Here is a 24,092-nt window from a genome sequence, read left to right on the forward strand (position 1 = left end):
CCGGCCGGGGCGGGGTACGGGGGCATGAGGCATGTACAGAGCAACCGTTTTAGGGTGGCGGCATGGCACGGCCCCGACGCATCGTCCTCATCCGGCACGGAGAATCGGAGGGGAACACCGACGACACGGTCTACGAACGGGAGCCCGACCACGCGCTGAGCCTCACGAAGGACGGGCTGCGGCAGGCAGAGGAGGCCGGCAGCTCGCTGCGCGCGATGTTCGGCGACGAGGGGATCTCCGCGTACGTGTCGCCGTACCGCCGCACGCACCAGACCTTCCAGGCGCTCGGTCTCGACATGGACCGGGTCCGGGTCCGCGAGGAGCCGCGGCTGCGCGAGCAGGACTGGGGCAACTGGCAGGACCGCGAGGACGTACGCCTGCAGAAGGTCTACCGCGACGCCTACGGCCACTTCTTCTACCGTTTCGCGCAGGGGGAGTCCGGCGCCGATGTGTACGACCGCGTCGGCGCGTTCCTGGAGAGCCTGTGGCGCAGCTTCGAGAGCCCGGACCACCCGCCCAACGTCCTGATCGTCACGCACGGCCTGACCATGCGGCTCTTCTGCATGCGGTGGTTCCACTGGACCGTGGCCGAATTCGAGTGCCTGTCCAATCCGGGGAACGCGGAGTGGCGCTCCCTGCTCCTGGGCCCGGACGGCCGGTACGTGCTGGACCGGCCGTTCGAGCGCTGGTGTGAACCGGAGTCGTACGGCATCACCGGTTAGAGTGCACACCGATGAGCGCCGACCACCGTGACGCAGACCGCTTCGAGCGGGCTCTCCGCAGCCTGCGCGGACTTTCCCTGGGCGATGCCCTCGGCTCCCAGTTCTTCGTTCCCGCCAACTACCCCAGCCTCAAGCGCCGTGAGCTGCCACCGTCGCCGTGGCAGTGGACCGACGACACGGAGATGGCCTGTTCGGTCGTCGCCGTGCTCGCGGATCACGGCCGCATCGACCAGGACGCGCTGGCCCGTTCCTTCGCCGACCACCACGACGTCGACCGGGGCTACGGCCCAGCGGTCAACCGGATGCTCCGGCTGGTCCGGGAGGGCGGCGACTGGCGCGAGCTGGCCTCGGCGCTCTTCAACGGCCAGGGCTCCTGGGGCAACGGCGCGGCCATGCGCATCGCCCCGCTCGGTGCCTGGTACGCCGACGACCCCGAGCAGGCGACGCACCAGGCCGAGATCTCGGCCTACACCACCCACCAGCACCGGGAAGCGGTGGTCGGAGCCATGGCGGTGGCCGCCGCGGCCGCCCTGGCCGCCGCCCCCGGCCGTACGGGCGGCCCCGAGGCGCTGCTGGACGACGTACTGGCGCTGATCCCGCGCAGCGCCGTACAGGCAGGTCTGCGGCGTGCCCGGGACATGCTCGACTACGGCAACGCCGGCACGGTCGCCGCGGTGCTCGGCTGCGGGCGCCGGACCAGTGCGCACGACACCGTCCCGTTCACGCTGTGGGCCGCCGCCCGCCACCTCGGCGACTTCGAGCAGGCGCTCTGGGCCACGGCCCAGGCCGGCGGTGACGTGGACACGACGTGCGCCATCGTCGGCGGAATCGTCGCGGCCGCGGGCGCCGCGCCGCCCAAGGACTGGCTGGAGCGCACGGAACCGCTCCCGGGCTGGTTGCCGAAGCTCTCCGGCTGAGCCGTAGCGGGGGCGGGCGGTGAAGGCGCCGGGCGGGAGTGCGGGGGAGTGGGCGAGAGCGGGGCGGGGCCAAGAACGCTCTTCGCGCGCGTAGTTGATCTAGCTCCGGAGGGGGGAGAGCGCCGACCGTGCGCCGGGGGTGCCGTCCCGCGGACTCGCCTGGTCGCGAACCCGCTGATCAGCCGCCGCGCCGCCGCCCTCAGGGGCGGTGGCGATGATCGGCTCCGGGGGGCGGGGCGCTCAGGCGGTACCCGGTGCGCACGACCGCCACGATGAGGCGTACGCTTGCTGGCGCCATGCCGTACGAGCCCCCAACCCACACCGTCGAGCGATCGCTTCGCGCCACCACGGGCGCCAAGATCATCGCTGGGGTGGACGAAGTCGGACGCGGCGCCTGGGCCGGCCCGGTCAGCGTCTGCGCAGCCGTCACCGGACTGCGCCGCCCGCCGGACGGACTCACCGATTCCAAGCTGCTGACACCCAAGCGACGCAATGAACTCGCCGAAGTGCTCGACGGCTGGGTCACGGCGCACGCCCTGGGCCACGCCTCTCCGGAGGAGATCGACGAGCTGGGCATGACCGCGGCGCTCCGGCTCGCGGCCGTACGTGCCCTGGAAGCGCTGCCGGTCCGTCCGGACGCGGTCATCCTCGACGGCAAGCACGACTACCTCGGTGGTCCCTGGAAGGTCCGTACGGTCATCAAGGGTGACCAGTCCTGCATCGCGGTGGCCGCGGCGTCCGTGCTCGCCAAGGTCCGCCGTGACGCGATGATGGGTGAACTCGCAGGCGTGCACGCCGACTTCGCGTTCGCGGAGAACGCCGGTTACCCGTCGCCCGCGCACCGTACGGCGCTGGAGGAGTACGGCCCCACGGCGTACCACCGGGTGTCGTGGTCCTACATGGACGCCCTGCCCCGCTGGCGCCACCTGAAGAAGGTGCGCAGTACCCCCGAAGCAGCCGCTCTGGAGGCCGGTGGCCAACTCGGCTTCGACTTCTGAGCGGTGCGGGCATGAATTCGGTACCCGATGACGTGTTCCGCACCTACGTTTGATAGACATCCTTTTATGCCTCTCATCCCCGAGGAGCCTCAGATTCACGAGAGTGTCCCGGGTCACCGCGCAACTCCGGCCGCCGGCCGCACCGCGTCGACCCCCCGTCCTGTTCCTGGCCCCGGTCCCCGCCCCGCGCCTCCGCGCGGCGCCCCCGCGGCCAGCGCCCGCCCCGGCAAGCCCGGACCCGCCACGCCGTCCCGCGGGCCGGCCGGCGCTCCTCCGGCGCAGCGCCCGGGCCCCCAGCAGCCCACCGCGACCGCCGGTGCCGCCGGCGCCGCTTCCGGAGCGCAGATCCAGCTGATCCCGGCCCCGCAGTCCGGCGCGCTCGACGCCGCCGAGGAGGCCGTCGACCTGCTGCTGGACTCCGGACGCGCGCCGGGCGACATCCTGGTGCTCACCACCGGTGAGATGCACCCGTGGGCCGCCCACGAACTGTCCTTCGGTGAAGCGGCCTACTGGGCGCAGCAGGATGCCGCGGACGACGTGTTCTACGCGGACGCCACCGCCGAGCGTGCGACCGGACGGCCCGTCGTGGTCGTCGCGGTCAACGGTGGCGCCGAGCAGACCGTCGCCCAGGCCCTGCCCGCCGCGATGACCCGGGCCGGCGCGCTCCTGGTCGTCTGCGGTGACCCGCAGCGGATCAACGCCCTCCTGGGCGTGCACGCCTGACGGGCGTTGTCAGGGGGAGCCCGGCGGCCACGGCCGTCCGGGCGTCTCGCGTCGGGCGCCCGCGTACCGTCAACGGGCCGCGGCGCGTCGTCGCGCTTCCCGTGTGCCGGCCGTGCCGCGTCGTGGTGAGCGTCGTCCGTCCTCGTACGACGGTTCCGAAGCGGGCCGCGGCCCCTCGGCGTACGGCTGCGGGGCTGGCGCGCGCGTCCGTTCCGCGGAGCGGGACCGCTCCGCCGGAGTGAGCCGTTCCGGTGAGTCGGGCGATGGCGGTGGTCCGGACCGCCGTGCTGCGCCGGTGTGCCCGGACGCTCCCGGCGGCGCGGCGCCATCGGCCTGCCCGGAGGCTACCGGCGGGGTCTGCCCCGGCGTTCTGCGCCGCTCGACCGGACCGGGCTGTTCCGGTACGTACCGGTGCGGCGGTGGTCCCGTACCGTCAGGGCGGGCGGGGCGTGCCACAGAGCGTGGCCGGCGGCCGCCACGGCCTTCGCCCAGCACCTGCCAGCCGCTGCGGGTCAGCGTGATGTACGCGCCGCAGCGAAGCCCGTGCAAAGTGCACGCGTCGCGCAACCCCCACATCCAGGCACCGTCCGCCTCCGTCCAACGCGGGTCGCCCTCCCGGCAGTAGAGCAGGACGGCCGTACGGACCGGCACCCGCAGCCGCAGATCGTGCGGGACGACCCGACGCAGCTGGGCCAGGAGCGCGTTGCGGAACTCCCAGCCGTCCGGCGCCGAGGCGCGCTGGACGAACGAGGCGCTGGCGACGACGCGTTCCTCGGGGCCGAGCACCGCCACGACGGCCGTCGAGAGGCCGGGCAGGTGCCGGTCGTGCAGGCCGGTGACCACCTCACGCGGGTTGCGCAGCAGGGGAATACCGGCCGACGCCCACTCGGAAGGCTCCAGCATGCGGCTCAGCCGGGCGGCGGAATCGGCGGACGTGGGCAGGGAAACATCCGGGGGCTGAGCGAAGCCGAAGGTCACGGTCCTCCCTTCGTCTGCGCGTCCGCACGCCGGAGGGCGGCCGGCCGTGCGGGCACGGTGCCGTACCGCCGTACCGGGCCGCGGGCGACGGGTACGGGGAAGCGGGGGTCCAATTCTTACGTTCGTACAGACATGCGGCAATGAACGCGTCGCGCGCACAGCCGGAATCGGGCGCGGCGCCTGCGGTATTCATGCCCGCCGCACGGGCCCCTGACGCCCGACCACCCCCTTCACCTCACCCTTGTACGGCAAGGACCAGCGGAAACACTCCGGAGGCTCCCGCCTTGCGCAGCAGCCGGGCGGCCACGGCCAACGTCCAGCCGGTGTCCGCGTAATCGTCCACCAACAGCACCGGGCCGGCCGCCGACGCCAGGGCCTGCGCCAACTCCGGCGGCACACTCAACGACCCGTGCAGCGCCCGCAGTCGCTGCGCGCTGTTGCTCCGCGGAATCCGAGGGTCCGGTCCGTCCTCGCCGTACGTCACCGTCCCCAGGAACGGCATCCGCCCGACGGCGGCGATCCGCTCTCCCAGGGAACGCACCAGCTGCGGACGGGTACGGGAGTCCAGCGTCACGACTCCCATCGGACGCGCCGGGGCGTCCGCGGCCCCCGAGGCCCAGCCGCCGGGGCCCTTGGCCCAGTCGGCGAGCACCGTCACCACCGCGGACGCGACATCGTCCGGAATCGGTCCGTCGGGGGCCTGCGCGGCGAGCATCGGCCGCAGCCGGTTGCCCCACCCGATGTCGGACAGCCGGCCCAGCGCCCGCCCGGTGGCGGCCTGCTCACCTGCCGGAATGCGGCCCTTGAGATCGACACCGATGGCGGGCAACCCCGTCGGCCACATCCGCCGCGGCTCGACCTCCACACCAGGCCGCCCCAGCTCACCGCGCGCCGCGTCCAGCGACGCGGTGGACACGTCCGCCGTGAAGCGCGCGCCCGCGCAGTTGTCGCACCGCCCGCACGGCGCCGCGGCCTCGTCGTCCAACTGCCGCCGCAGGAACTCCATCCGGCAGCCCGTGGTCGTGGCGTAGTCCCGCATGGCCTGCTGCTCGGCCGCACGCTGCCGCGCCACCCAGGCGTACCGCTCGGCGTCGTACGTCCACGGGCGGCCGGTCGCGGTCCACCCACCCTTGACGCGGTGCACCGCACCGTCCACGTCGAGGACCTTCAGCATGGTCTCCAGGCGGGAGCGGCGCAGTTCCACCAAGGGCTCCAGGGCCGGCAGCGACAGCGGCCGGTCCGAGCCCGCCAGAACGTCCAGCGTCCGGCGCACCTGCTCCTCGGGCGGGAACGCCAGTGAAGCGAAGTACTTCCAGATCGCCTCGTCCTCACGGCCGGGCAGCAGCAGCACCTCGGCGTGCTCGACACCGCGCCCGGCCCGCCCGACCTGCTGGTAATAGGCGATGGGGGAGGACGGCGAACCGAGGTGCACCACGAACCCGAGGTCGGGCTTGTCGAAGCCCATCCCCAGCGCGGAGGTGGCGACCAGCGCCTTCACCCGGTTGCCGAGCAGGTCGTCCTCGGCCTGCTGGCGGTCCGCGTTCTCGGTCTTCCCCGTGTACGAGGCGACCGTGTGGCCGCGCTGCCGCAGAAAGGCGGTGACCTCCTCGGCCGCGGCGACCGTGAGCGTGTAGATGATCCCGGAGCCCGGCAGCTCGTGCAGATGGTCGGCCAGCCAGGCCAGCCGGTGCGCGGCGTCCGGCAGCGGCAGCACGCCCAGGCTCAGGCTCTCCCGGTCCAGCGGACCGCGCAGGACGAGCGCCTCGGCGGCCCCCTCGCCCGTTCCCAGCTGCTCCGCCACGTCGGCCGTGACCCGCGCGTTGGCCGTCGCCGTGGTGGCGAGCACGGGCACACCGGGCGGGAGGTCGGCGAGCATCGTGCGCAGCCGCCGGTAGTCGGGCCGGAAATCGTGGCCCCAGTCGGAGATGCAGTGCGCCTCGTCGACCACCAGCAGACCGGTGGCGGCGGCCAGCTTGGGCAGCACCTGATCGCGGAAGTCGGGGTTGTTGAGGCGCTCCGGCGACACGAGCAGGACGTCGACCTCGCCCGCCGCCACCTCGGCCTGGATCGTGTCCCAGTCCTCGGTGTTGGACGAGTTGATCGTGCGCGCGCGGATGCCGGCCCGGGCCGCCGCGTCGACCTGGTTGCGCATCAGCGCGAGCAGCGGCGAGACGATCACGGTCGGGCCGCTGCCGCGCTCGCGCAGCAGCGCGGTCGCGACGAAATAGACCGCCGACTTGCCCCAGCCCGTGCGCTGCACCACCAGCGCGCGGCGGTGCTCGGCGACCAGCGCCTCGATCGCCCGCCACTGGTCCTCGCGCAGCCGGGCCGTGCCGCCGGGATCCCCGACGAGGCGGGAGAGGACGGCATCGGCCGAGGCGCGCAGGTCTTCGTTGCTCATGGCTCCATGCAACCCGATGCCACTGACAACGCGCGAACCGCCGCCCGATCCTGTGGACAACTTCCGTCACCCGTGAGTTATCCACAGGGGTCGCGGCGGCACGGCGATCCGCGGGATCTTCGAGCCATGAACCAGCACAGCGAAATGCCCAGCCAGCCCGAACAGCCTCAGCGATCCGGTCGATCCGATCGGTCCGATCGACTCGGTCACTCCGATCGACTCGGTCGGTCCGATCGGCCGGAACAGCCCGGTCAGCCGGAAAGGAGTGGTCGACCGGAAAGGAGTGGTCGACCGGGACGAGACGGCCGGCCGGAGCGGAGCGACCAGGTACGACCGGGTGACCAGCCCGACCTGCCGAGCCGTCCCGGGAGGCTCGACCGACCCGCACGGCTCGACCAGCCCACCAAGATCGACCGAACCCGCCCGCCCATGCCGCCCACGCCACCCGCTCCGGCCCCGGCCCCGACCGCAGCCGCAGCCCCGACCCCGCCCACCGCCCCGCCCCCGCCCGCAACCCCGCCCCCCATCGCAGCCCCGGCGAAAGCCACCGGGGACGGCGACGAGGACACCGAAGGACCCAAGGTCACCCTGCGCGGGCCGGCCGAGCTGGCCGACGCGCTGCCGTACCTGCTCGGGTTCTTCCCGGACGACAGCATCGTCCTCGTCGGCCTGCACGGCGAGCGGGGGCGTTTCGGCAGCCGGGCCCGCCTCGGCATCCCGCCCGACCGGTCCCAGTGGGCGTACGTGTCCGAGCAGCTCGCCGGTTCGCTCGTGACGCTCGGCGAGCAGCGCCGTTCCCGCCCCGAAGGGATCATCGTCTACCTCTGCCAGGAACCGGCGACGGGCGAGAGCGGCCGGGACGTCAAGGAGCGCCTCCTCCCGCTCGCCCAGCGGCTGCGCATCGCCTGTGGCGCGCTGGACGTCCCGGTGCTCGACGCGCTGTGCATCTCCGACGGCCGCTTCTGGTCCTACTGCTGTCCCGACTTCCGCTGCTGCCCCGCCGAGGGCACGCCGCTCACCCCGCCGGGTACGTCGGTGATGGCCGCCGCCGCTGCCTACGCCGGCATCCAAGTGCGCGGATCCCTGCGTGAATTGGAATCCCGGCTGACCGCGTGGACCGGACCGCGCGCGGCGGGGCAGACCAGCGCGCTGGACGCCGAGGCCCACGCACTCGTCCCGCGCATGATCCAGGAGGGGACGGCGGCGCCCATGCGGGCGGAGACCCTGGCCCGGGCGAGGGAACTGGTCCGCCGGTTCCGCGAGGACCCGCCCAAGGGCAGCCGGCGGGCCAGGGACGCCTGCGACGACGCACTCCTGACCGACGCCGAGGCCGCCCGTCTCATCATCGGGCTCCAGGACCGCGTCGCCCGGGACCGCGCCGCGGAGTGGATGGAGGGGCCCGACGCCGAACCCTCGCTGCGCCTGTGGCAGGCGCTCTCCCGCCGCTGCGTCGGCGGATACGCCGAGTACGCCGTGGCACCGCTCGCGCTGGCGGGCTGGGTCGCCTGGGCGACGGGCGACCAGCCGTCCGCCCGCATCGCGCTCGGCCGCGCGCTGAGCCTGGATCCCGAATGCCTCTTCGCCCAGTTGCTGCACAGCGGCATCAACCAGGGACTGGACCCGGAAGCGCTGCGCCGCTGCCTGCGGGAGGAGCAGGACGAACGGGCCGGTGGCGCACGAGAAGGCGGCGTCGTACTGGCGTCCGGGTGTGACTCCGTACCGGTGCTTGTGGACGGCCCCGCGCCCGTGCCCGGCTCCTCGCCCGAGGCCACCCGGCCGGGTGACCCCCGCCGCGGCGGTCAGCCGGCACGACCCGCCGCATCGGACGGCCCCGGCAGGGCGGAGCGCCCCGGTGGGAACGGACGTTGCGGTGGATCGGACCGCCCGGGCGGTCCGCGCGGCAGTACGCGCCCCGGTTCGCGTACGACCCCCGGCCGGGACGGACGGCGTTCCGCCCGCAACGGCGACCGGAGCCGGCCGTGAGCCCGCCGGTGCGGGAGCGCCGGCGTGACCTGGGCGCCGGCCCTGGCGTTCACCTCTGTGGCGCAGTCCGTATGGATCCCAGACCCCAGCAGGGAGCGCAGAGAGTGTCAGGCATGGTCCCCACCGCTCAGCCGGCCCGCCGGGCATCCGGAGATCACCGTTCCGGGGTGCCCCGGCCACCGGAACCGCAGCCTGTCCACGGGACCTTGATCTGCGTGGCGCTGCCGGCCCTCGCCATCTCCTCCGAAGAGGGCCAGCTCACCGGACGGGGGACGGACGGCTTCTACCGCGCGGGACGCCGTGTCCTGTCCCGCTGCCAATTGAGCGCGGGCGGCGCCGAACCCGTCATCGTGCAGGGCAGGTTGGTCGCGTCGGACCGGGCGCGGTTCGTCGGCACGGTCCGTACGGCCGTCGACCGCGGCCCGGACCCCGAGATCCGTGTGGAACGGCTGCGGTCCGCCGACGGCGTCGAACGGATCACGTTCCACAGCAGCGCGCCGCGCCGGGTACGGCTGCCGGTGGAACTACGGCTGGGCACGGACCTCGCCGATCTCGGTGCGATCGCCGTCGGTGTCGCCGGCCCCGAACTGCCCGCCAGTGTGCACGGGTCGGGGTTGCGCTGGTCCGCCGGGGGAGCCCATGCGGTGATCGCCGCGACACCGGCCCCCACCGATGTCATGGCCTCGGCCGGTCTGCTGTGCTGGGAGCTGGACCTGCCGCCCGGTGGCCAGCACACCATCGAGGTGCGCGTCCGGCTGGAACATGCGACGTCGGGGGCGTTCGCCGGCCGGCCGGGCCCGCCGCTCCCGGCCACCCGGGGCGGTGAGCAGCCGCCTCGCCCGTGGTCGGCGGCGCGGCTCCAGTGCGACGACCCCCGGGCCGAAGCGCTGCTGGCCGTCGGCCTCGACGATCTCCACGGTCTGCTGATGCGTGGCCCGGGCGCCCCTACGGACACGTACGTCGCGGGGGGCGTGCCCTGGCGCTGCGGCCTTTCGCCGGCCGAGGCCCTCTGGGCCGCGCGGATGCTCCTGCCCCTGGGCACCCGGCTCGCGGCCACCACCTTGCGCACGCTGGCGCATGTCCAACTGACCGGTTCGGGGGCGGATTCCGGTCGAATTCCGGGTGCGCTCCGGGACGCCGGTCCGTACGCGCCCCCAAGTTGCACGGGCGTCGAAGCGACACTGCTGTTCCCCACGGTCCTCGCCGAGGCCCGCCGCTGGGGACTGCCCGACCGTGAGACCGAGCAACTGCTCCCGGCAGCGGAGAGCTGCCTCAGATGGCTGCGTACGGCCGTGAGCGACGGAGACGCGCCCGGTGACGGAGCCCTGGGCGGAGGCAGCGGCTACGTCCCCGATCCGGCACCCGGAGGGCCGTACCGCTGCGCCACCCAGGCCCACGCACACCGCGCCGCGCTGCTCGGCGCCGACCTCCTCGACGGCTGCGGCAGACCGGGAGCGCCGGCGCTGCGCGAGTGGGCGGCCGGGCTGCGGGCACGGTTCCGTGAGGAGTTCTGGGTGGAGAACCGCAGTGGCGGCAGCCCCGCCGTCCTGCGCACCCCGGGCGGCCGGCTGCTTCCGCACTTCGGTTCCGCGGCCGTCCATCTCCTGGACACCGGACTGCTCGGCGGCGGCCGCACAGCTGTCGGTCTGCTCGACCCGGCACGCACGGAGCGCCTGGCCCGCCTCCTGGGAAGCCCTGCCATGGACTCGGGCTGGGGTCTGCGGGGGCTGGGCGTCAAGGAGGGCGGTTACAACCCCTTCGGACACCGAAGCGGCGCCGTACGGGTCCACGAGACGGCGGTCGCCGTCGCCGGCCTGGCCGCCGCGGGCCATGAGAAGGAGGCCGCCTCCCTGGTCCGCGGGCTCCTCGACGCCGCGCAGAGCTTCGCCTACCGGCTCCCGGAGATGTACGCGGGCGAGCAGCGCACCCGTGACGGCGCACCCGTGCCGCACCCCGCGGCCTGCCGGCCGGCTGCCGTGGCCGCCGCGGGCGCGGTGCACGCTCTGACCGCCCTGGCCGGGGTGCGCCCCGACGTCCCGGCGGGGACCGTGGCGGTCCGCCCGGTCGGCAGCGCGCCGCTCGGCGCCATGCAGTTCACGGGGCTCAGCGTCGCCGGACAGCCGTTCGCCGTACGGATCAGCAGGCTCGGCCTCGGCCTGGTCGAGGAGGCCGCGAATGGCTTGCAACTGGGGGCCTGAGATGCGTCAGGGCCTGATTATCGTCAGGCGGACGACTATGATCGCGCCATGCCTCCCTACGACCCGTCGGCCTTCCCCCCGTTCGCCGTTACCGTCGACCTGGTCGTGCTCACCGTGCGCAGGCACGCGCTGTGCGCGCTCGCCGTACGCCGCGGCGAGCCGCCGTTCCAAGGGCGCTGGGCCCTGCCGGGCGGGTTCGTACGGGCCGACGAGGACCTGGAGGCGGCCGCCGCCCGGGAGCTGGCCGAGGAGACCGGACTGCACGCCCACTGCCCGGCGGGCCCGCCTCCGCCGTACGGCGCGCATCTGGAGCAGCTCGCCACCTACGGCGACCCCAAGCGTGACCCCCGGATGCGGGTGGTCAGCGTCGCCCACCTGGTGCTCGCGCCGGACCTGCCCGCCCCGACGGCGGGTGGCGACGCCCACAGCGCGCGCTGGGCCCCCGTCGACACGCTCCTGGACCAGGACGGCGGCCTCGGCCGCGAAGGGGAGCAGTCCGCCCCGCTCGCCTTCGACCACGCCCGCATCCTCGCGGACGGGGTGGAGCGGGCCCGCTCGAAGATCGAGTACTCCTCGCTCGCCACCGCTTTCTGCCCGCAGGAGTTCACCGTCGGGGAGCTGCGCAGGGTCTACGAAGCGGTGTGGGGTGTGGCACTGGACCCCCGGAACTTCCACCGCAAGGTCACCGGCACACCGGGCTTCCTGGTGCCCACCGGCGGGACGACGACCCGTCAGGGGGGCCGCCCCGCCCAGCTGTTCAGGGCCGGCGGCGCCACCCTGCTCAATCCGCCGATGCTGCGTCCGGAGGTCTGAGCGGCGGGTCGGCGGACCTGGGCACGTCCGGGGCGCGGGGAGCTGCCGGCGGTTCGGGGTGCTGTAGCGGTGTGATGGGCGACGGCCGGTCGGTGGTACGGAGCGCGGGTGGCCCGGCGCCCCGGTGTCGCTGGTGGCGGGGTGTGACACGCGTGGGCATCAACTGCGGGGCATTACCGGCAAAACGGACACTCGGGGTTACCGTGGCCGGGTGAGTCCCCACCTCCTGCTCCGCACCGCTACCGCCAGGCCCCGCACCCCGTGGGGGGCGCGATGATCCAGGCCATCGGGCTGACCGGCGGCTCCCGCGAGAGGCGGCGCCCCGCCGTCGACGACCTGAGTTTCGAGGCCCCCGCCGGCCGGATCACCGTCCTGCTCGGCGACGAGGGGGCCGGCAAGACCACCGCTCTGCGCCTCATGCTCCAGCTGGAGAGCGGCCGCGGCGTCGCGCTCTTCCGTGGCCGCCCGCTGCACCGCGTGCCGAACCCGGCCCGCGAGATCGGCGTGGTCTTCGGCGACGTCCCCGGGCATCCCGCCCGTACGGCGCGCGGACAGCTGCGGATGCTCAGCGCCGCCGCGGGGGTTCCGGCGTCCCGCGCCGACGACGTCCTGGACGTCGTCGGCCTCAGCGGCCTGGCCGGCGAGAAGCTCGGTGCCTTCTCGCGGGGCATGGACCGCAGGCTCGGCCTGGCCGCCGCTCTCCTCGGCGACCCGCACACCCTCCTCCTGGACGAGCCCTCCCGGGACGTGTCCCCGCGCGAGGCGGCCTGGCTGCACGGGCTGCTGCAGGGCTACGCGGCGCAGGGCGGCACCGTACTGGTCACCTGCCGCGACGCCCGGGCGGCTGCCCGGCTCGGCCACCGGGTGGTCACCGTCGAGGGCGGCAGGCTGGTCGCGGACCAGAACGTCGCCGACTTCGCCCGGACCCGGCTGCGCCCGCGCGTCGTCGTCCGCTCCCCGCACGCCGACCGGCTCGCGTCCCTGCTCGTCGACGAGGCGCAGCGCGTGCGCCCGGGAACGGACCCGCACACGGGTCGCGCGGTCGAAGTCGTACGGGAGAGTGGCAGCCGTATCGCCGTCTACGGCAGCAGTTGCGCGGCCGTGGGGGACACGGCGTTCCGGCACGGCATTCTCGTGCACCGGCTCGCCGACGAGGTGGGGGACACCGGCCCGGTCACCGCGCTCGACCGTGCCGACGGCCGTACCCGTTCCCGTGCCCGCACCGTGCCGACGGCCGCGCAGCCCGCCACGTCGGCTTCGGACACGGCTGCCGCCTCGATGGCCGCCATGATCCACACAGCGAGGGGCGCGTCTGCCGACCCCGGTACCGACGTCACCGCCTCCGCCGCCCCGGAGAACGGTGATCGAACGACCTCGGTCCGCTCCCCGCACGTCCTGACAGGCCAACTCGTCGAGCACGCGTCGTCGGTCGGTCCGACGCCGTCCGTCGGCCCTACGCCACCGACCGGGCCCACGCCGCCCACCGGACCCGTGCCACCAGCCGACCCGGCCCAGTCGCACACAGGAACACCTCCCGCGTACGTGCTCCCCTCACCCACCCCGACTCCGACCCCCGCCCCAAAGCTCAACCCGTCCCCTGCCTCCACCTCCCCCTCCACCCACAAACCCCTGAAGCCCCTCCGCACCTCCCTCCCCCCAGGCCCCCCTGGCCCCGCCCCGGTCTCACCGGAAGACGCGGCCCGGAAGCTCGTCAAGCTGCGGCTGTCCGGTCGGGGGCCGGAATGGCCGTTGCTGTACGAGTTCCGGCGGGCCACGACCGACCCCACCGGCCCGATCGTCTTCGTGCTCGCGCTGGCGGTGGCCATGGTCTTCGCCCTGGTGCTGGCCCGGGCCGGCGACAGCTCGCGGGTGCATGTGCTCACCGGCTGGCCGCGTCAACTTCCGTTCCCTCCGGTCGCGCTCGCGGCCGGGCTGATCGGGGCGCTCTCCTTCGGTCAGGAGTTCCGCTACCCGGCGCTCGCCCCCGAACAGGGCACCGTGCCGCGCCGCCTCCACCTGCTGGTGGCCAAACTGCTGGTCAGCGGTGCCGCGGCGGCGCTGCTCGCGCTCGGTACGCTGCTGCTCGACAGCGTGGCGGTGGGTGGCCTGTTCGGTGCGGCGGGCCTGCCGGCCGGGGGCGACCTGAAGGTGCTGACCGTCAGCTGGACGGCCCTCGTGGTCGGTTGTTCGTGGGCGGGTGTGCTGGCCGCGGGTGTCTTCCGGTCCACCGCGACGGGGCTGGCCGTGGTCCTGGCCGTTCCGGTGCTCGTGCTGCCCCTGGTACAGCGGGCGTTGGCCGCTCCGGGCGCCCGGCCCCTGGTCGGGCTTCCCGCGCGGCTGCGTTCGGTGGCGCTGGTGCAGTGGCCGTCCGGCTTCGATCAGGCGGTCGCGGCGGCACTGCGGCTGGTGGCCCAACCCGTGGGCTGCGCACTGGCGTTGTCGCTCGCCGCGCTGGCCCTCGCCTATGCCCTCACCGCCCTACGGAAGCGGGCCCGCTGACCCGCACGGCCCGCTTTCGCGCGCAGTTGGCGCGGCGGCGAATGAGCCCTCCCGTGGGGAGCACCTTTCTTTCCGATAAAGCGTCAATTGGGGAATGATGGGCGATCACCCTTTCGTGTGCTTTTCACCAAAGACCTCAAGGGGCCCGGGGGCGTCGCCGACAAATGATGCGTGAGTACCCTTGCGCACACCATGATGACCGCGGCTCGCCCCGCCGACACCGGCCTCGCCGGTCCGGGCGAGCTTGACCGCTACCCCTACGCCGCCGCGGGCGCACCCGGCGCCGGCGGTGTCGCCCATGCTCCGGGCGCCGAGCGGGCCGACCGCGTGCCGCCCGTCTGGGACGGGCCCGAGGCGGACATGGCCCGGGCCGGCCGCCGCGCGGCGGGCAACCGCGGCCGCGGGCTGCACGGCCAACTCGTCCAGCAGCTCGGCCAGATGATCGTCTCCGGCGACCTCGGGGCGGACCGTCCGCTGGTGCCCGAGGAGATCGGCCAGCGCTTCGAGGTCTCCCGCACCGTGGTCCGCGAATCCCTGCGTGTCCTGGAGGCCAAGGGCCTGGTCAGCGCCCGACCGAACGTGGGCACCCGAGTACGGCCGGTCAGCGACTGGAACCTGCTCGACCCCGACATCATCGAGTGGCGGGCGTACGGCCCACAGCGCGACGATCAGCGCCGGGAACTGTCCGAGCTGCGCTGGACCATCGAACCCCTGGCCGCCCGGCTCGCCGCCGGCCACGGCCGCGAGGACATCCAGCAGCGTCTCGCCGACATGGTCGAGATCATGGGGCACGCCGCCGCCCAGGGGGACACCCTGACCTTCGGCCGAGCCGACTCCGAGTTCCACACCCTGCTGCTCCAGCTCGCCGGCAACCGCATGCTGGAGCACCTCTCCGGCATCGTCTCCTCCGCCCTGCACGTCTCGGGCGGCCCGTCCGGCGGCTGTGAGCGCCCCGCGGAGAAGACCGTGGGCCAGCACATGCGGATCGTCGACGCGATCGGCGCCGGCGACGCGGCGGGCGCCGAGGCTGCGATGCGTGCCCTGCTGAGCGCCCACGGCGAGACCGGCGGCCAGGGCGCCGGCGGTGCCGGGGATCACACCGTCCCGCCGCCCCGCGAGCACTGAGGGGCCGGCGCCGCCGAAGATCCCAGCCCACCGGTGACCCGTACCGGCCGGGAGGATCCGGCCGGGAGACATGCGCCCGTACGGAACGGGAGGCGCGGCCGTACGGGGCGGAGCGTCGGACACGGTGCGGGCCACCCGGGGCGCGAGGGGTGGACGCCAGGCGCACGGAGTGCATGGGGGCGCACAGGGCGTGCGGACGCCGCCGGAGCGTACGGGCGTGGGCGCGGGGCCCGCGGCAGTGCGCCGCCGCGCGTGAGCGGCGCGCCCGAGCCGATGTACGTCAGGCCGCCGGGCCCGGGAGCGTGATCCGGGCCCGGCGTTTGCTTGGGAGGATTGCGCACCGTAGAGGGGGGAATGTCTGGTTATGCGGTGTGACTCGGGCCACGCAGATTGGGCGTAACGCTCGCCGGGGAGGCGCGATGACTTAAGAGGTGATAGCCGAGGAGGGAATGCGAGCGGCGTTTTCGGCGCTGTTCAACTCCCCGGCTTCCCCTGCGCCGTCGGTCCATCCCCGCCGACGGTCGTCGGCTCCGATCCACCGTGGACGGGGTCGGAAGCCGTTTCCATCGTTCCGAGAGGTTGTTCGTGTCGGCCAGCACATCCCGTACGCTCCCGCCGGAGATCGCCGAGTCCGAGTCAGTGATGGCGCTCATCGAGCGGGGAAAGGCTGATGGGCAGATCGCCGGCGATGACGTGCGTCGGGCCTTCGAGGCTGACCAGATTCCGCCAACCCAGTGGAAGAACGTTCTGCGCAGCCTCAACCAGATCCTCGACGAGGAGGGTGTGACGCTGATGGTCAGTGCCGCAGAGGCGCCCAAGCGCACCCGCAAGAGCGTCGCAGCGAAGAGTCCGGCGAAGCGCACCGCCACCAAGACCGTCGCGGCCAAGACGGCCACGGCGAAGAAGGCCACCACCGCGGCCGCCCCGATGGGCGAGATGTCGTACGGCGAGGCCGAGGGCGGTCCTGAGAAGAAGACGGTCGCCAAGAAGGCCGCTGCCAAGAAGACGGTCGCGAAGAAGGCCACCGCCAAGAAGACCGTGGCGAAGAAGTCCGCCGCGAAGAAGGACGTCGACGAGCTCCTCGACGACGAGCCGATCGAGGAGGCGGCGCCCGCCGGCAAGGGCGAGGCCGCGGCCGAGGTGCCCGAGGGCGCCGAGAGCGCCGGGTTCGTCCTGTCCGACGACGACGAGGACGACGCCCCCGCGCAGCAGGTCGCCGCGGCCGGCGCCACCGCCGACCCGGTCAAGGACTACCTCAAGCAGATCGGCAAGGTCCCGCTGCTCAACGCCGAGCAGGAGGTCGAACTCGCCAAGCGCATCGAGGCGGGCCTGTTCGCCGAGGACAAGCTGGCCAACTCCGACAAGCTGGCGCCGAAGCTCAAGCGCGAGCTGGAGATCATCGCCGAGGACGGCCGCCGCGCCAAGAACCACCTGCTGGAGGCCAACCTCCGCCTGGTGGTCTCGCTGGCCAAGCGCTACACCGGCCGCGGCATGCTCTTCCTGGACCTGATCCAGGAGGGCAACCTCGGTCTGATCCGTGCGGTCGAGAAGTTCGACTACACGAAGGGTTACAAGTTCTCCACGTACGCGACGTGGTGGATCCGCCAGGCGATCACCCGCGCCATGGCCGACCAGGCCCGGACGATCCGTATCCCCGTCCACATGGTCGAGGTCATCAACAAGCTGGCCCGTGTCCAGCGTCAGATGCTCCAGGACCTGGGCCGCGAGCCCACCCCGGAGGAGCTGGCCAAGGAACTGGACATGACCCCCGAGAAGGTCATCGAGGTCCAGAAGTACGGCCGTGAGCCGATCTCGCTGCACACCCCGCTGGGCGAGGACGGCGACAGCGAGTTCGGTGACCTGATCGAGGACTCCGAGGCGGTCGTGCCGGCCGACGCGGTCAGCTTCACGCTCCTGCAGGAGCAGCTGCACTCCGTCCTGGACACCCTCAGCGAGCGGGAGGCGGGCGTGGTCTCCATGCGCTTCGGCCTCACCGACGGTCAGCCCAAGACGCTGGACGAGATCGGCAAGGTCTACGGCGTCACGCGTGAGCGGATCCGTCAGATCGAGTCGAAGACCATGTCGAAGCTGCGCCACCCGTCGCGCTCGCAGGTTCTGCGCGACTACCTGGACTGATCCGGAAGCGGTCGCTCCGGACGGCCGTACGAGTGCATTGCGGGCCCGGCCCCCCTCGGTGGGGGCCGGGCCCGCGGTGTGTCCGGGTGCGTGATGCGCCCAACTGTCTCACCCTGGGTGTGCGAACACTTCCGCACAGTCAGGAGCGTGTATGCGTGCCTACGTCCGGGCCGCCCTCGGGGCCCTCGCCCTGGTTCTCGCCGTACCGGCCACCGCGCGGGCGGACGAGTCGGTGGTGGGAGGCCGGCAGGTGAAGGTCTCCGACAACCCGTGGATGGTGGCCGTCGCTTCCCGTTCGCGCTTCGGCTCCGACCGGTCGGGGCAGTTCTGCGGCGGGGTGCTGGTCGGCCGCGCGACGCTGGTCACGGCGGCGCACTGCCTGAGCCGCGCGGTGCTGGGCGTGGAGTGGCAGCAGGTCAAGGACCTGCGGATCATCGTGGGGCGCGAGGACATGCGGGGCCGGGGCGGGGAAGAGCTGGTGCCGCGGCGGGTCTGGGTGAACCCGTCGTACGACAGTTACAGCAACGCCGGAGACATCGCGGTCCTCACCCTCGGCAAGCAGCTGCCGAAGGGGCGGGCACTGGCGATGGCCAAGGCCGGCGACCCGGCGTACAAGGCGGGTACGCAGGCGAATGTGTACGGCTGGGGGGACACCACGGGCAACGGCTCGTATTCGGCCACGCTCCGTTCGGCGCAGGTCCAGATGTTCTCGAACGCAGCCTGTAGCAGGGCGTATCCGGGCAATGCGGACGGTCGGTATCTGTCCGGTTCCATGCTGTGCGCGGGTACGTCGGCCGGCGGCCGGGACGCCTGCCAGGGCGACAGCGGCGGGCCGCTGGTGGCGCGGGGCCGCCTGGTGGGGCTGGTGTCCTGGGGGACGGGCTGCGGGAAGGTGGGGAAGCCGGGCGTCTATACGCGCATCTCAGCGATGATCAAGCACGTGACCGCACACGGCGCCGGCTGAGGGCCGCGGAGCGGGTGCAGGGGCCATGGAGTGGAGTATGCGCCGGCAGGGCCTCAGGGTGCCACGGGAGGCGCTTCAAGGTGCAGCCGTGACTGGACGGTGGTCCGGGGAGCCGCGGTCGTGGGAGCAGACGAGTGCGGGCGGCCCCCCGGTGGTGCCGGGGGACCGCCCGCCGCACGGCCCTAGGCCGCTACTCGCTCGTCGTCGGATGCGATGTGTCAGCGTTCCTCGTCGGACGCGGACGCGGGAGAGGCGGTCAGCCGCTCCGTCTCGTCCTGTATTTCCGCGGCGATCTTCTTGAGTTCTGGCTCGAACTTGCGGCCGTGGTGGGCGCAGAAGAGCAGTTCGCCGCCGGACATCAGAACGACGCGCAGGTATGCCTGGGCGCCGCAGCGGTCGCAGCGGTCAGCGGCCGTCAGCGGGCTCGCGGGGGTCAGAACAGTAGTCACGTCGCCTCTTCTCTAGCTCGACGAGCTGTCGTACCAGGGTCAACATCCAACCAGGCCGAAAACGTTCCCGCTCGTGCCTTATTCCCTGAAAATTTTTTTCCAAGGGGGCCGGGTGTTGCCGGGTGGCGGCGAATGAGCCGTATTGCGTGGTGGTCTGATTCACGTTGGTTGCTGGGTTTTGTCCTCCCGGCTGGCTTGCCGGTTGTTCAAGAGGACGTGCCCGGAGCCTAAATGGTTCATGCCTCGAAGGGAACGTGATGTGCGCGGCACTGCGCTCTCACCCCTTCGAGGTATCGAACACGTGAACGAAAGTCTACTACCATGGCCACCGTCACGGGTGGCGTCACATCGGCTCTACCGGGCCTCGGTACGCTCTCACCGGCGACACCGCCACGACCGGGTCCGCGGAATGCGGACCACCAGTAATTCAGCGAGGAGCGAACCGCGTGACCGCCGAGATGTCCGTGCCGTCCACCGCCGTGCTGACCGGGGCAGACCGGGACGGGTCCAACTACACCGCGCGGCATCTGCTCGTCCTGGAGGGACTGGAGGCCGTCCGCAAGCGCCCGGGCATGTACATCGGCTCGACGGACAGCCGTGGCCTGATGCACTGCCTCTGGGAGATCATCGACAACTCCGTCGACGAGGCGCTGGGCGGCTACTGCGATCATATCGAGGTCATCCTCCACGACGACGGGTCGGTGGAGGTCAGGGACAACGGCCGCGGCATCCCGGTCGACGTGGAGCCGAAGACCGGCCTGAGCGGCGTCGAGGTCGTGATGACCAAGCTGCACGCCGGCGGGAAGTTCGGCGGCGGCTCGTATGCGGCCTCCGGTGGCCTGCACGGCGTCGGCGCCTCGGTGGTCAACGCGCTCTCCGCCCGGCTGGACGTCGAGGTGGACCGCAACAGCAAGACCCACTCGATCAGTTTCCGCCGCGGCGTGCCCGGCATCTTCACCGAGTCCGGCCCCGACGCCCCCTTCGACCCGGCCAACGGTCTGCTCAAGGGCAAGCGCATCCCCAAGACCCGCACCGGTACGCGGGTGCGCTACTGGGCGGACCGGCAGATCTTCCTCAAGGACGCCAAGCTGTCCCTGGAGACGCTGCACGCCCGCGCCCGCCAGACCGCCTTCCTGGTGCCCGGGCTGACCCTGGTCGTGCGGGACGAGCGGGGCGTCGAGAGCGAGGGCCCGACCGAGGAGACCTTCCGCTACGACGGCGGCATCAGCGAGTTCTGCGAGTATCTGGCGCAGGACAAGGCGGTCTGTGACGTGCTGCGCCTGTCCGGACAGGGCACCTTCAAGGAGACCGTGCCGGTCCTGGACGAGCGCGGTCACATGACGCCCACCGAGGTGACCCGGGAGCTGGGCGTGGATGTCGCGCTGCGCTGGGGCACCGGCTACGACAGCACGGTGCGCTCCTTCGTCAACATCATCGCCACCCCCAAGGGCGGCACGCATGTGTCCGGATTCGAGCGGTCGGTGACCAAGACCGTCAACGAGGTGCTGCGGTCGGCCAAGCTGCTGCGGGTCGCCGAGGACGACGTGGTCAAGGACGACGCCATGGAGGGCCTGACCGCGGTGGTCACCGTGCGGCTGGCGGAGCCGCAGTTCGAGGGGCAGACCAAGGAGGTGCTGGGCACCTCGGCCGCCTCCCGCATCGTCGCGCAGGTCGTCGCCAAGGAGCTCAAGGCGTTCTTGACCTCCACCAAGCGTGACGCCAAGCAGCAGGCCCGGGCGGTCTTGGACAAGGTCGTGGCGGCGGCCCGCACCCGTATCGCCGCCCGTCAGCACAAGGAGGCCCAGCGCCGCAAGACGGCCCTGGAGTCCTCCTCGCTGCCCGCCAAGCTGGCCGACTGCCGCAGCGACGACGTCGAGCGCAGTGAGCTGTTCATCGTCGAGGGTGACTCGGCGCTGGGCACCGCCAAGCTGGCGCGCAACTCCGAGTTCCAGGCGCTGCTGCCGATCCGCGGCAAGATCCTCAACGTCCAGAAGTCGTCGGTCTCGGACATGCTCAAGAACGCCGAGTGCGGCGCGATCATCCAGGTCATAGGAGCAGGTTCCGGCCGTACCTTCGACATCGACGCGGCCCGCTACGGCAAGGTCATCTTCCTCGCGGACGCCGACGTCGACGGCGCGCACATCCGCTGCCTGCTGCTGACGCTCTTCCAGCGCTACATGCGCCCCATGGTCGAGCAGGGCCGGGTCTTCTCCGCCGTGCCGCCGCTGCACCGCGTCGAGCTCGTCCAGCCCAAGAAGGGCCAGGACAAGTACATCTACACCTACTCCGACAACGAGCTGCGCCAGACCCTGCTGGAACTGCAGCGCAAGAACATCCGTTACAAGGACAGCATCCAGCGCTACAAGGGCCTGGGTGAGATGGACGCCGACCAGCTCGCCGAGACCACCATGGACCCCCGCCACCGCACCCTGCGCCGCATCAACATCAGCGACCTCGAAGCCGCCGAAAAGGCCTTCGACCTGCTCATGGGCAACGAGGTCGCGCCGCGCCGGGAGTTCATCACCAGCTCCGCCTCCACGCTGGACCTCTCGCGCATCGACACCTGACGGATCGCTGCGGGGGCGCGTGAAGCGTCTGCGCGCGCTGGTACGGGCGCCTCTCCACCCGCGGGTGGAGAGGCGCCCGTAGCCTTTCCACCCGGAGCCCACCCGTACGCCGATCCGGGCGGTGGGGCCCGCTCCGTAGCGTCGGGACCGTTGTTGTTCCCGTGCCACGGAGGCCCAGGTCATGAGCGGTCTGCTCAACATTCTCGTCATCGTCGCGGTCATCGCTCTGCTGGTCGTGCGGCAGTTCACACCGCAGCGGCTCGCGGCGGAGAGCAAGCGCTGGTGGCTGCTGCCCGCCGTACTGGCCTTCATGGCGGTGCGCGAACCGGGCCTGGTCGACAGTGCGCACCCCACCGGATCCGCCGTCCTGCTGACCGTCGGCGTGCTGCTCGGCCTGCTCACCGGCGCCGCCTGGGCGTGGACCATGCGGATCTGGACGGACGCGGACGGGCAGGTCTGGTCCGCCGGCCGCGCGATGACCGCCGCGGCCTGGCTCCTCGGTGCGGGACTGCGGTTCGGTCTGTACGGGGTCGCGGTGCTGGTGGGGGTCCACCTGGGCACCCAGGCCACGATGCTGTCCGTGGCCGCCACGCTGCTCGCCCGTACGGGCACCTTGGTGTGGCGCGCCCAGGCGTCCCGCCCGGCGTACCGTATGGCTGCCGGTGGCTGAGATCACGACGGCGCGCCCCGGCGAAACGGGCCGGCGGCCCGGCCCCGGGAGCACCGTGCCGGAAGGATCGTTTGTGCCGCTGAGTATCTGGACGAGCTGGCCCTCTCGGGAGACGCCCTCCCGAGAGGGATCGAGCAGGACGCGCGTGTGGGTCGGCCGGGCCATCCGCACCGTGGTGATGGCGGGCCTGCTGTGGAGCGCGCTGGCGGACCGGGAGTTCCGGGACGCGGGAGTGGCGCTGGGGCTGGCCGTGGTCGTGCTCTGCGGCCTGGTCCTGTGGAGGTTCTTCCGTACGACGTTCCAGCAGCGACTGTGGCCGGCGCTCGGTCTGCTGGTGCTTCTGGAGGCCGGCGCGTTCTGGTTCGACGCAGAGGGCGCGCGGGTGCCGGCCACCGTGGTGTGGGGGACGATCGCCGTCGTCTCGATGGCGCAGCTACCGCTGGCGGCCGCGGTGCCGAGCATGGTCGTGTCCCTGGCGGCGTACGCCGCGCGCAGCCCCGACGGCTGGCTGTCGATCACGGCGACCGTCGTCGGGCTCGGACTGGCCGGATACGTCGTACGGCTGGACTCCGAGGCGCGGGGCAACGCGCAGCGGCTGCTGGCCCAGGAGCGGGCCGCCCGTAAGGCCGAGGCCGAGACGGCCGCGCTGGCCGAGCGGGGCCGTATCGCCCGGGAGATCCACGATGTACTCGCGCACAGCCTGAGCGCGCAGTTGGTGCACTTGGAGGCGGCCCGGCTGCTGATCCAGCGCAGCGCGGATCTTGAGGCGGACCGGCAGCAGATCCTGGAGCGGGTCGTGGCGGCGCGCGGCATGGCCAGGGAGGGCCTGGACGGCACACGTCAGGCACTGTCGGCGCTGCGTGGCGAGATGGCCCCGGTGGAGGACTTCCTGCGCCATCTGACGGCCGTGGACAACGCTCGCCTGGAGGTGACGGGAGAGCGGCGTGAACTGCCGCCCGAAGCCGGTCTCGCGCTGCGCAGGGTGGCCCAGGAGGCGCTCACGAACGTACGCAAGCACGCGCCGGGAGCGCAGGTGACCGTGCGTCTCTCCTACACGGAGGGCGAAGTGGAGCTGGAGGTACGGGACTCCGGCGCACGCAGGAAGCTCCGCGGCGGTGGGCCGGGGGACCTGGGTGATCTCGGCTCGTCCGGTTCCGGGTACGGTCTGCTGGGGATGCGGGAGCGCGCCGAACTCCTCGGTGGAACGCTGGATTCCGGTCCTGTCGAGGAGGGCTTCGCGGTGCGGTTGAGGGTGCCGGTATGACGGCGCGGGTGCTGGTCGCCGACGACCAGACGGTGGTGCGCGAGGGAATCGTGATGCTGCTGGGACTGCTGCCGGGCATCGAGGTCGTGGGCTCGGCCGGGGACGGCGAGGAGGCGCTACGGCTCACCGCCGAACTGGCCCCTGACGTCGTCCTGATGGACCTCCGGATGCCGCGCTGCGACGGCGTCCAGGCCACGCGGAGGATCCGTACGGAGCACCCCGGCACCGAGGTCGTCGTGCTGACGACCTACGCGGACGACGACCACCTCTTTCCCGCCCTGGAAGCCGGAGCCCGGGGCTATCTGACGAAGGACGCGGACGGCGACGAGATCGTCCGGGCCATCGAGGACGTGCTGTCGGGCGAGGCGGGGCTGTCGCCGAAGGTGCAGCGGCGGCTGCTGGAGCGGTTCGCCGAGCCCGTACGGACGGCCGCCCCGGCAGCGCCTGCCGAGCCCCCGGACGGGCTGACCGCGCGCGAGGTGGAGGTGCTGAGGCTGGTCGCGGAGGGACTGTCCAATCCGGAGATCGCCCGGTCGCTGCATGTCTCGAACGCGACCGTGAAGACCCACATCAACAACCTCTTCGCCAAGGCCGGGCTGCGGGACCGGGCCCAGGCGATCCACTACGCCTACCGGCACGGTCTCGCACAACCGCCCGGATCGTCCATCACCTGATGGGGTGAAGC

Annotated in this window: 17 protein-coding genes and 1 pseudogene; 15 read left to right on the forward strand and 3 right to left on the reverse strand. The window is 72.6% G+C overall.

Annotated elements, in window-relative coordinates; all coding sequences use genetic code 11:
- Window positions 1–62: 62 nt before the first annotated feature.
- The 4 genes from AB0L45_RS29620 to AB0L45_RS29635 all read left to right on the forward strand — a co-directional run bounded on the left by AB0L45_RS29620 (window position 63) and on the right by AB0L45_RS29635 (window position 3,360).
- Window positions 63–722 (forward strand): histidine phosphatase family protein, encoded by a 660-nt coding sequence (locus AB0L45_RS29620; protein ID WP_365845284.1) that lies wholly within the window; start codon window positions 63–65, stop codon window positions 720–722.
- A gap of 11 nt (window positions 723–733) precedes the next feature.
- Window positions 734–1,639 (forward strand): ADP-ribosylglycohydrolase family protein, encoded by a 906-nt coding sequence (locus AB0L45_RS29625; RefSeq protein ID WP_365845286.1) that lies wholly within the window; start codon window positions 734–736, stop codon window positions 1,637–1,639.
- 296 nt (window positions 1,640–1,935) lie between these two features.
- Complete coding sequence (locus AB0L45_RS29630) at window positions 1,936–2,637, forward strand: ribonuclease HII (RefSeq protein ID WP_365845288.1); 702 nt, start codon at window positions 1,936–1,938, stop codon at window positions 2,635–2,637.
- A 66-nt stretch (window positions 2,638–2,703) separates the two neighbouring features.
- Window positions 2,704–3,360 (forward strand): hypothetical protein, encoded by a 657-nt coding sequence (locus AB0L45_RS29635; protein ID WP_365845290.1) that lies wholly within the window; start codon window positions 2,704–2,706, stop codon window positions 3,358–3,360.
- Window positions 3,361–3,822: 462 nt separating this feature from the next.
- Here AB0L45_RS29635 and AB0L45_RS29640 read toward each other — a convergent pair.
- Window positions 3,823–4,338 (reverse strand): annotated as a pseudogene (locus AB0L45_RS29640) (hypothetical protein); the annotation flags it as partial.
- A 235-nt stretch (window positions 4,339–4,573) separates the two neighbouring features.
- Window positions 4,574–6,739 (reverse strand): RecQ family ATP-dependent DNA helicase, encoded by a 2,166-nt coding sequence (locus tag AB0L45_RS29645; protein WP_365845292.1) that lies wholly within the window; start codon window positions 6,737–6,739, stop codon window positions 4,574–4,576.
- Window positions 6,740–7,168: 429 nt separating this feature from the next.
- Here AB0L45_RS29645 and AB0L45_RS29650 point away from each other — a divergent pair, with 429 nt between their 5' ends.
- The 7 genes from AB0L45_RS29650 (at window position 7,169) to AB0L45_RS29680 (ending at window position 18,457) form a co-directional block, all read left to right on the forward strand.
- Window positions 7,169–8,722: a DUF4192 domain-containing protein gene (locus AB0L45_RS29650; RefSeq protein ID WP_365845294.1), complete on the forward strand. Its 1,554-nt coding sequence runs from the start codon at window positions 7,169–7,171 to the stop codon at window positions 8,720–8,722.
- Between the two features lie 215 nt (window positions 8,723–8,937).
- A complete protein-coding gene (locus tag AB0L45_RS29655; protein ID WP_365845296.1) occupies window positions 8,938–10,920 on the forward strand; it encodes a glycogen debranching N-terminal domain-containing protein in 1,983 nt (660 codons plus the stop codon).
- A 48-nt stretch (window positions 10,921–10,968) separates the two neighbouring features.
- Window positions 10,969–11,733, forward strand: a complete 765-nt coding sequence (locus tag AB0L45_RS29660; RefSeq protein ID WP_365845297.1) for an NUDIX domain-containing protein — start codon at window positions 10,969–10,971, stop codon at window positions 11,731–11,733.
- Window positions 11,734–12,006: 273 nt separating this feature from the next.
- Window positions 12,007–14,232 (forward strand): ATP-binding cassette domain-containing protein, encoded by a 2,226-nt coding sequence (locus AB0L45_RS29665; RefSeq protein WP_365845298.1) that lies wholly within the window; start codon window positions 12,007–12,009, stop codon window positions 14,230–14,232.
- Window positions 14,233–14,403: 171 nt separating this feature from the next.
- Window positions 14,404–15,357, forward strand: a complete 954-nt coding sequence (locus tag AB0L45_RS29670; RefSeq protein WP_365845299.1) for an FCD domain-containing protein — start codon at window positions 14,404–14,406, stop codon at window positions 15,355–15,357.
- A gap of 579 nt (window positions 15,358–15,936) precedes the next feature.
- On the forward strand, window positions 15,937–17,493 hold the full coding sequence (locus AB0L45_RS29675) for an RNA polymerase sigma factor (RefSeq protein WP_365845301.1): 1,557 nt from the start codon (window positions 15,937–15,939) through the stop codon (window positions 17,491–17,493).
- 151 nt (window positions 17,494–17,644) lie between these two features.
- Window positions 17,645–18,457 (forward strand): serine protease, encoded by an 813-nt coding sequence (locus tag AB0L45_RS29680; RefSeq protein WP_365845303.1) that lies wholly within the window; start codon window positions 17,645–17,647, stop codon window positions 18,455–18,457.
- Between the two features lie 218 nt (window positions 18,458–18,675).
- Here AB0L45_RS29680 and AB0L45_RS29685 read toward each other — a convergent pair whose 3' ends face one another.
- Entirely contained in the window at window positions 18,676–18,906 is a 231-nt protein-coding gene (locus tag AB0L45_RS29685; protein ID WP_003981845.1) for a hypothetical protein, read from the reverse strand.
- A 446-nt stretch (window positions 18,907–19,352) separates the two neighbouring features.
- Between AB0L45_RS29685 and AB0L45_RS29690 the strand changes: the two genes are divergently transcribed.
- From AB0L45_RS29690 to AB0L45_RS29705, 4 genes are all read left to right on the forward strand, one after another.
- Complete coding sequence (locus AB0L45_RS29690; RefSeq protein WP_365845305.1) at window positions 19,353–21,473, forward strand: DNA topoisomerase IV subunit B; 2,121 nt, start codon at window positions 19,353–19,355, stop codon at window positions 21,471–21,473.
- A 181-nt stretch (window positions 21,474–21,654) separates the two neighbouring features.
- Window positions 21,655–22,143 carry a DUF1453 domain-containing protein gene (locus AB0L45_RS29695; protein ID WP_365845307.1) on the forward strand — a complete coding sequence of 163 codons (489 nt, stop codon included), beginning with the start codon at window positions 21,655–21,657 and terminating at the stop codon, window positions 22,141–22,143.
- Between the two features lie 73 nt (window positions 22,144–22,216).
- A complete protein-coding gene (locus AB0L45_RS29700; RefSeq protein ID WP_365845310.1) occupies window positions 22,217–23,407 on the forward strand; it encodes a histidine kinase in 1,191 nt (396 codons plus the stop codon).
- Window positions 23,404–24,081, forward strand: a complete 678-nt coding sequence (locus AB0L45_RS29705; RefSeq protein ID WP_365845312.1) for a response regulator transcription factor — start codon at window positions 23,404–23,406, stop codon at window positions 24,079–24,081. The genes AB0L45_RS29700 and AB0L45_RS29705 overlap by 4 nt, the downstream gene beginning before the upstream one ends.
- Window positions 24,082–24,092: the final 11 nt, after the last annotated feature.

Origin of the sequence: Streptomyces sp. NPDC052496 (genome assembly GCF_040679095.1) — a bacterium.
In the GTDB taxonomy this organism is placed as follows: domain Bacteria; phylum Actinomycetota; class Actinomycetes; order Streptomycetales; family Streptomycetaceae; genus Streptomyces.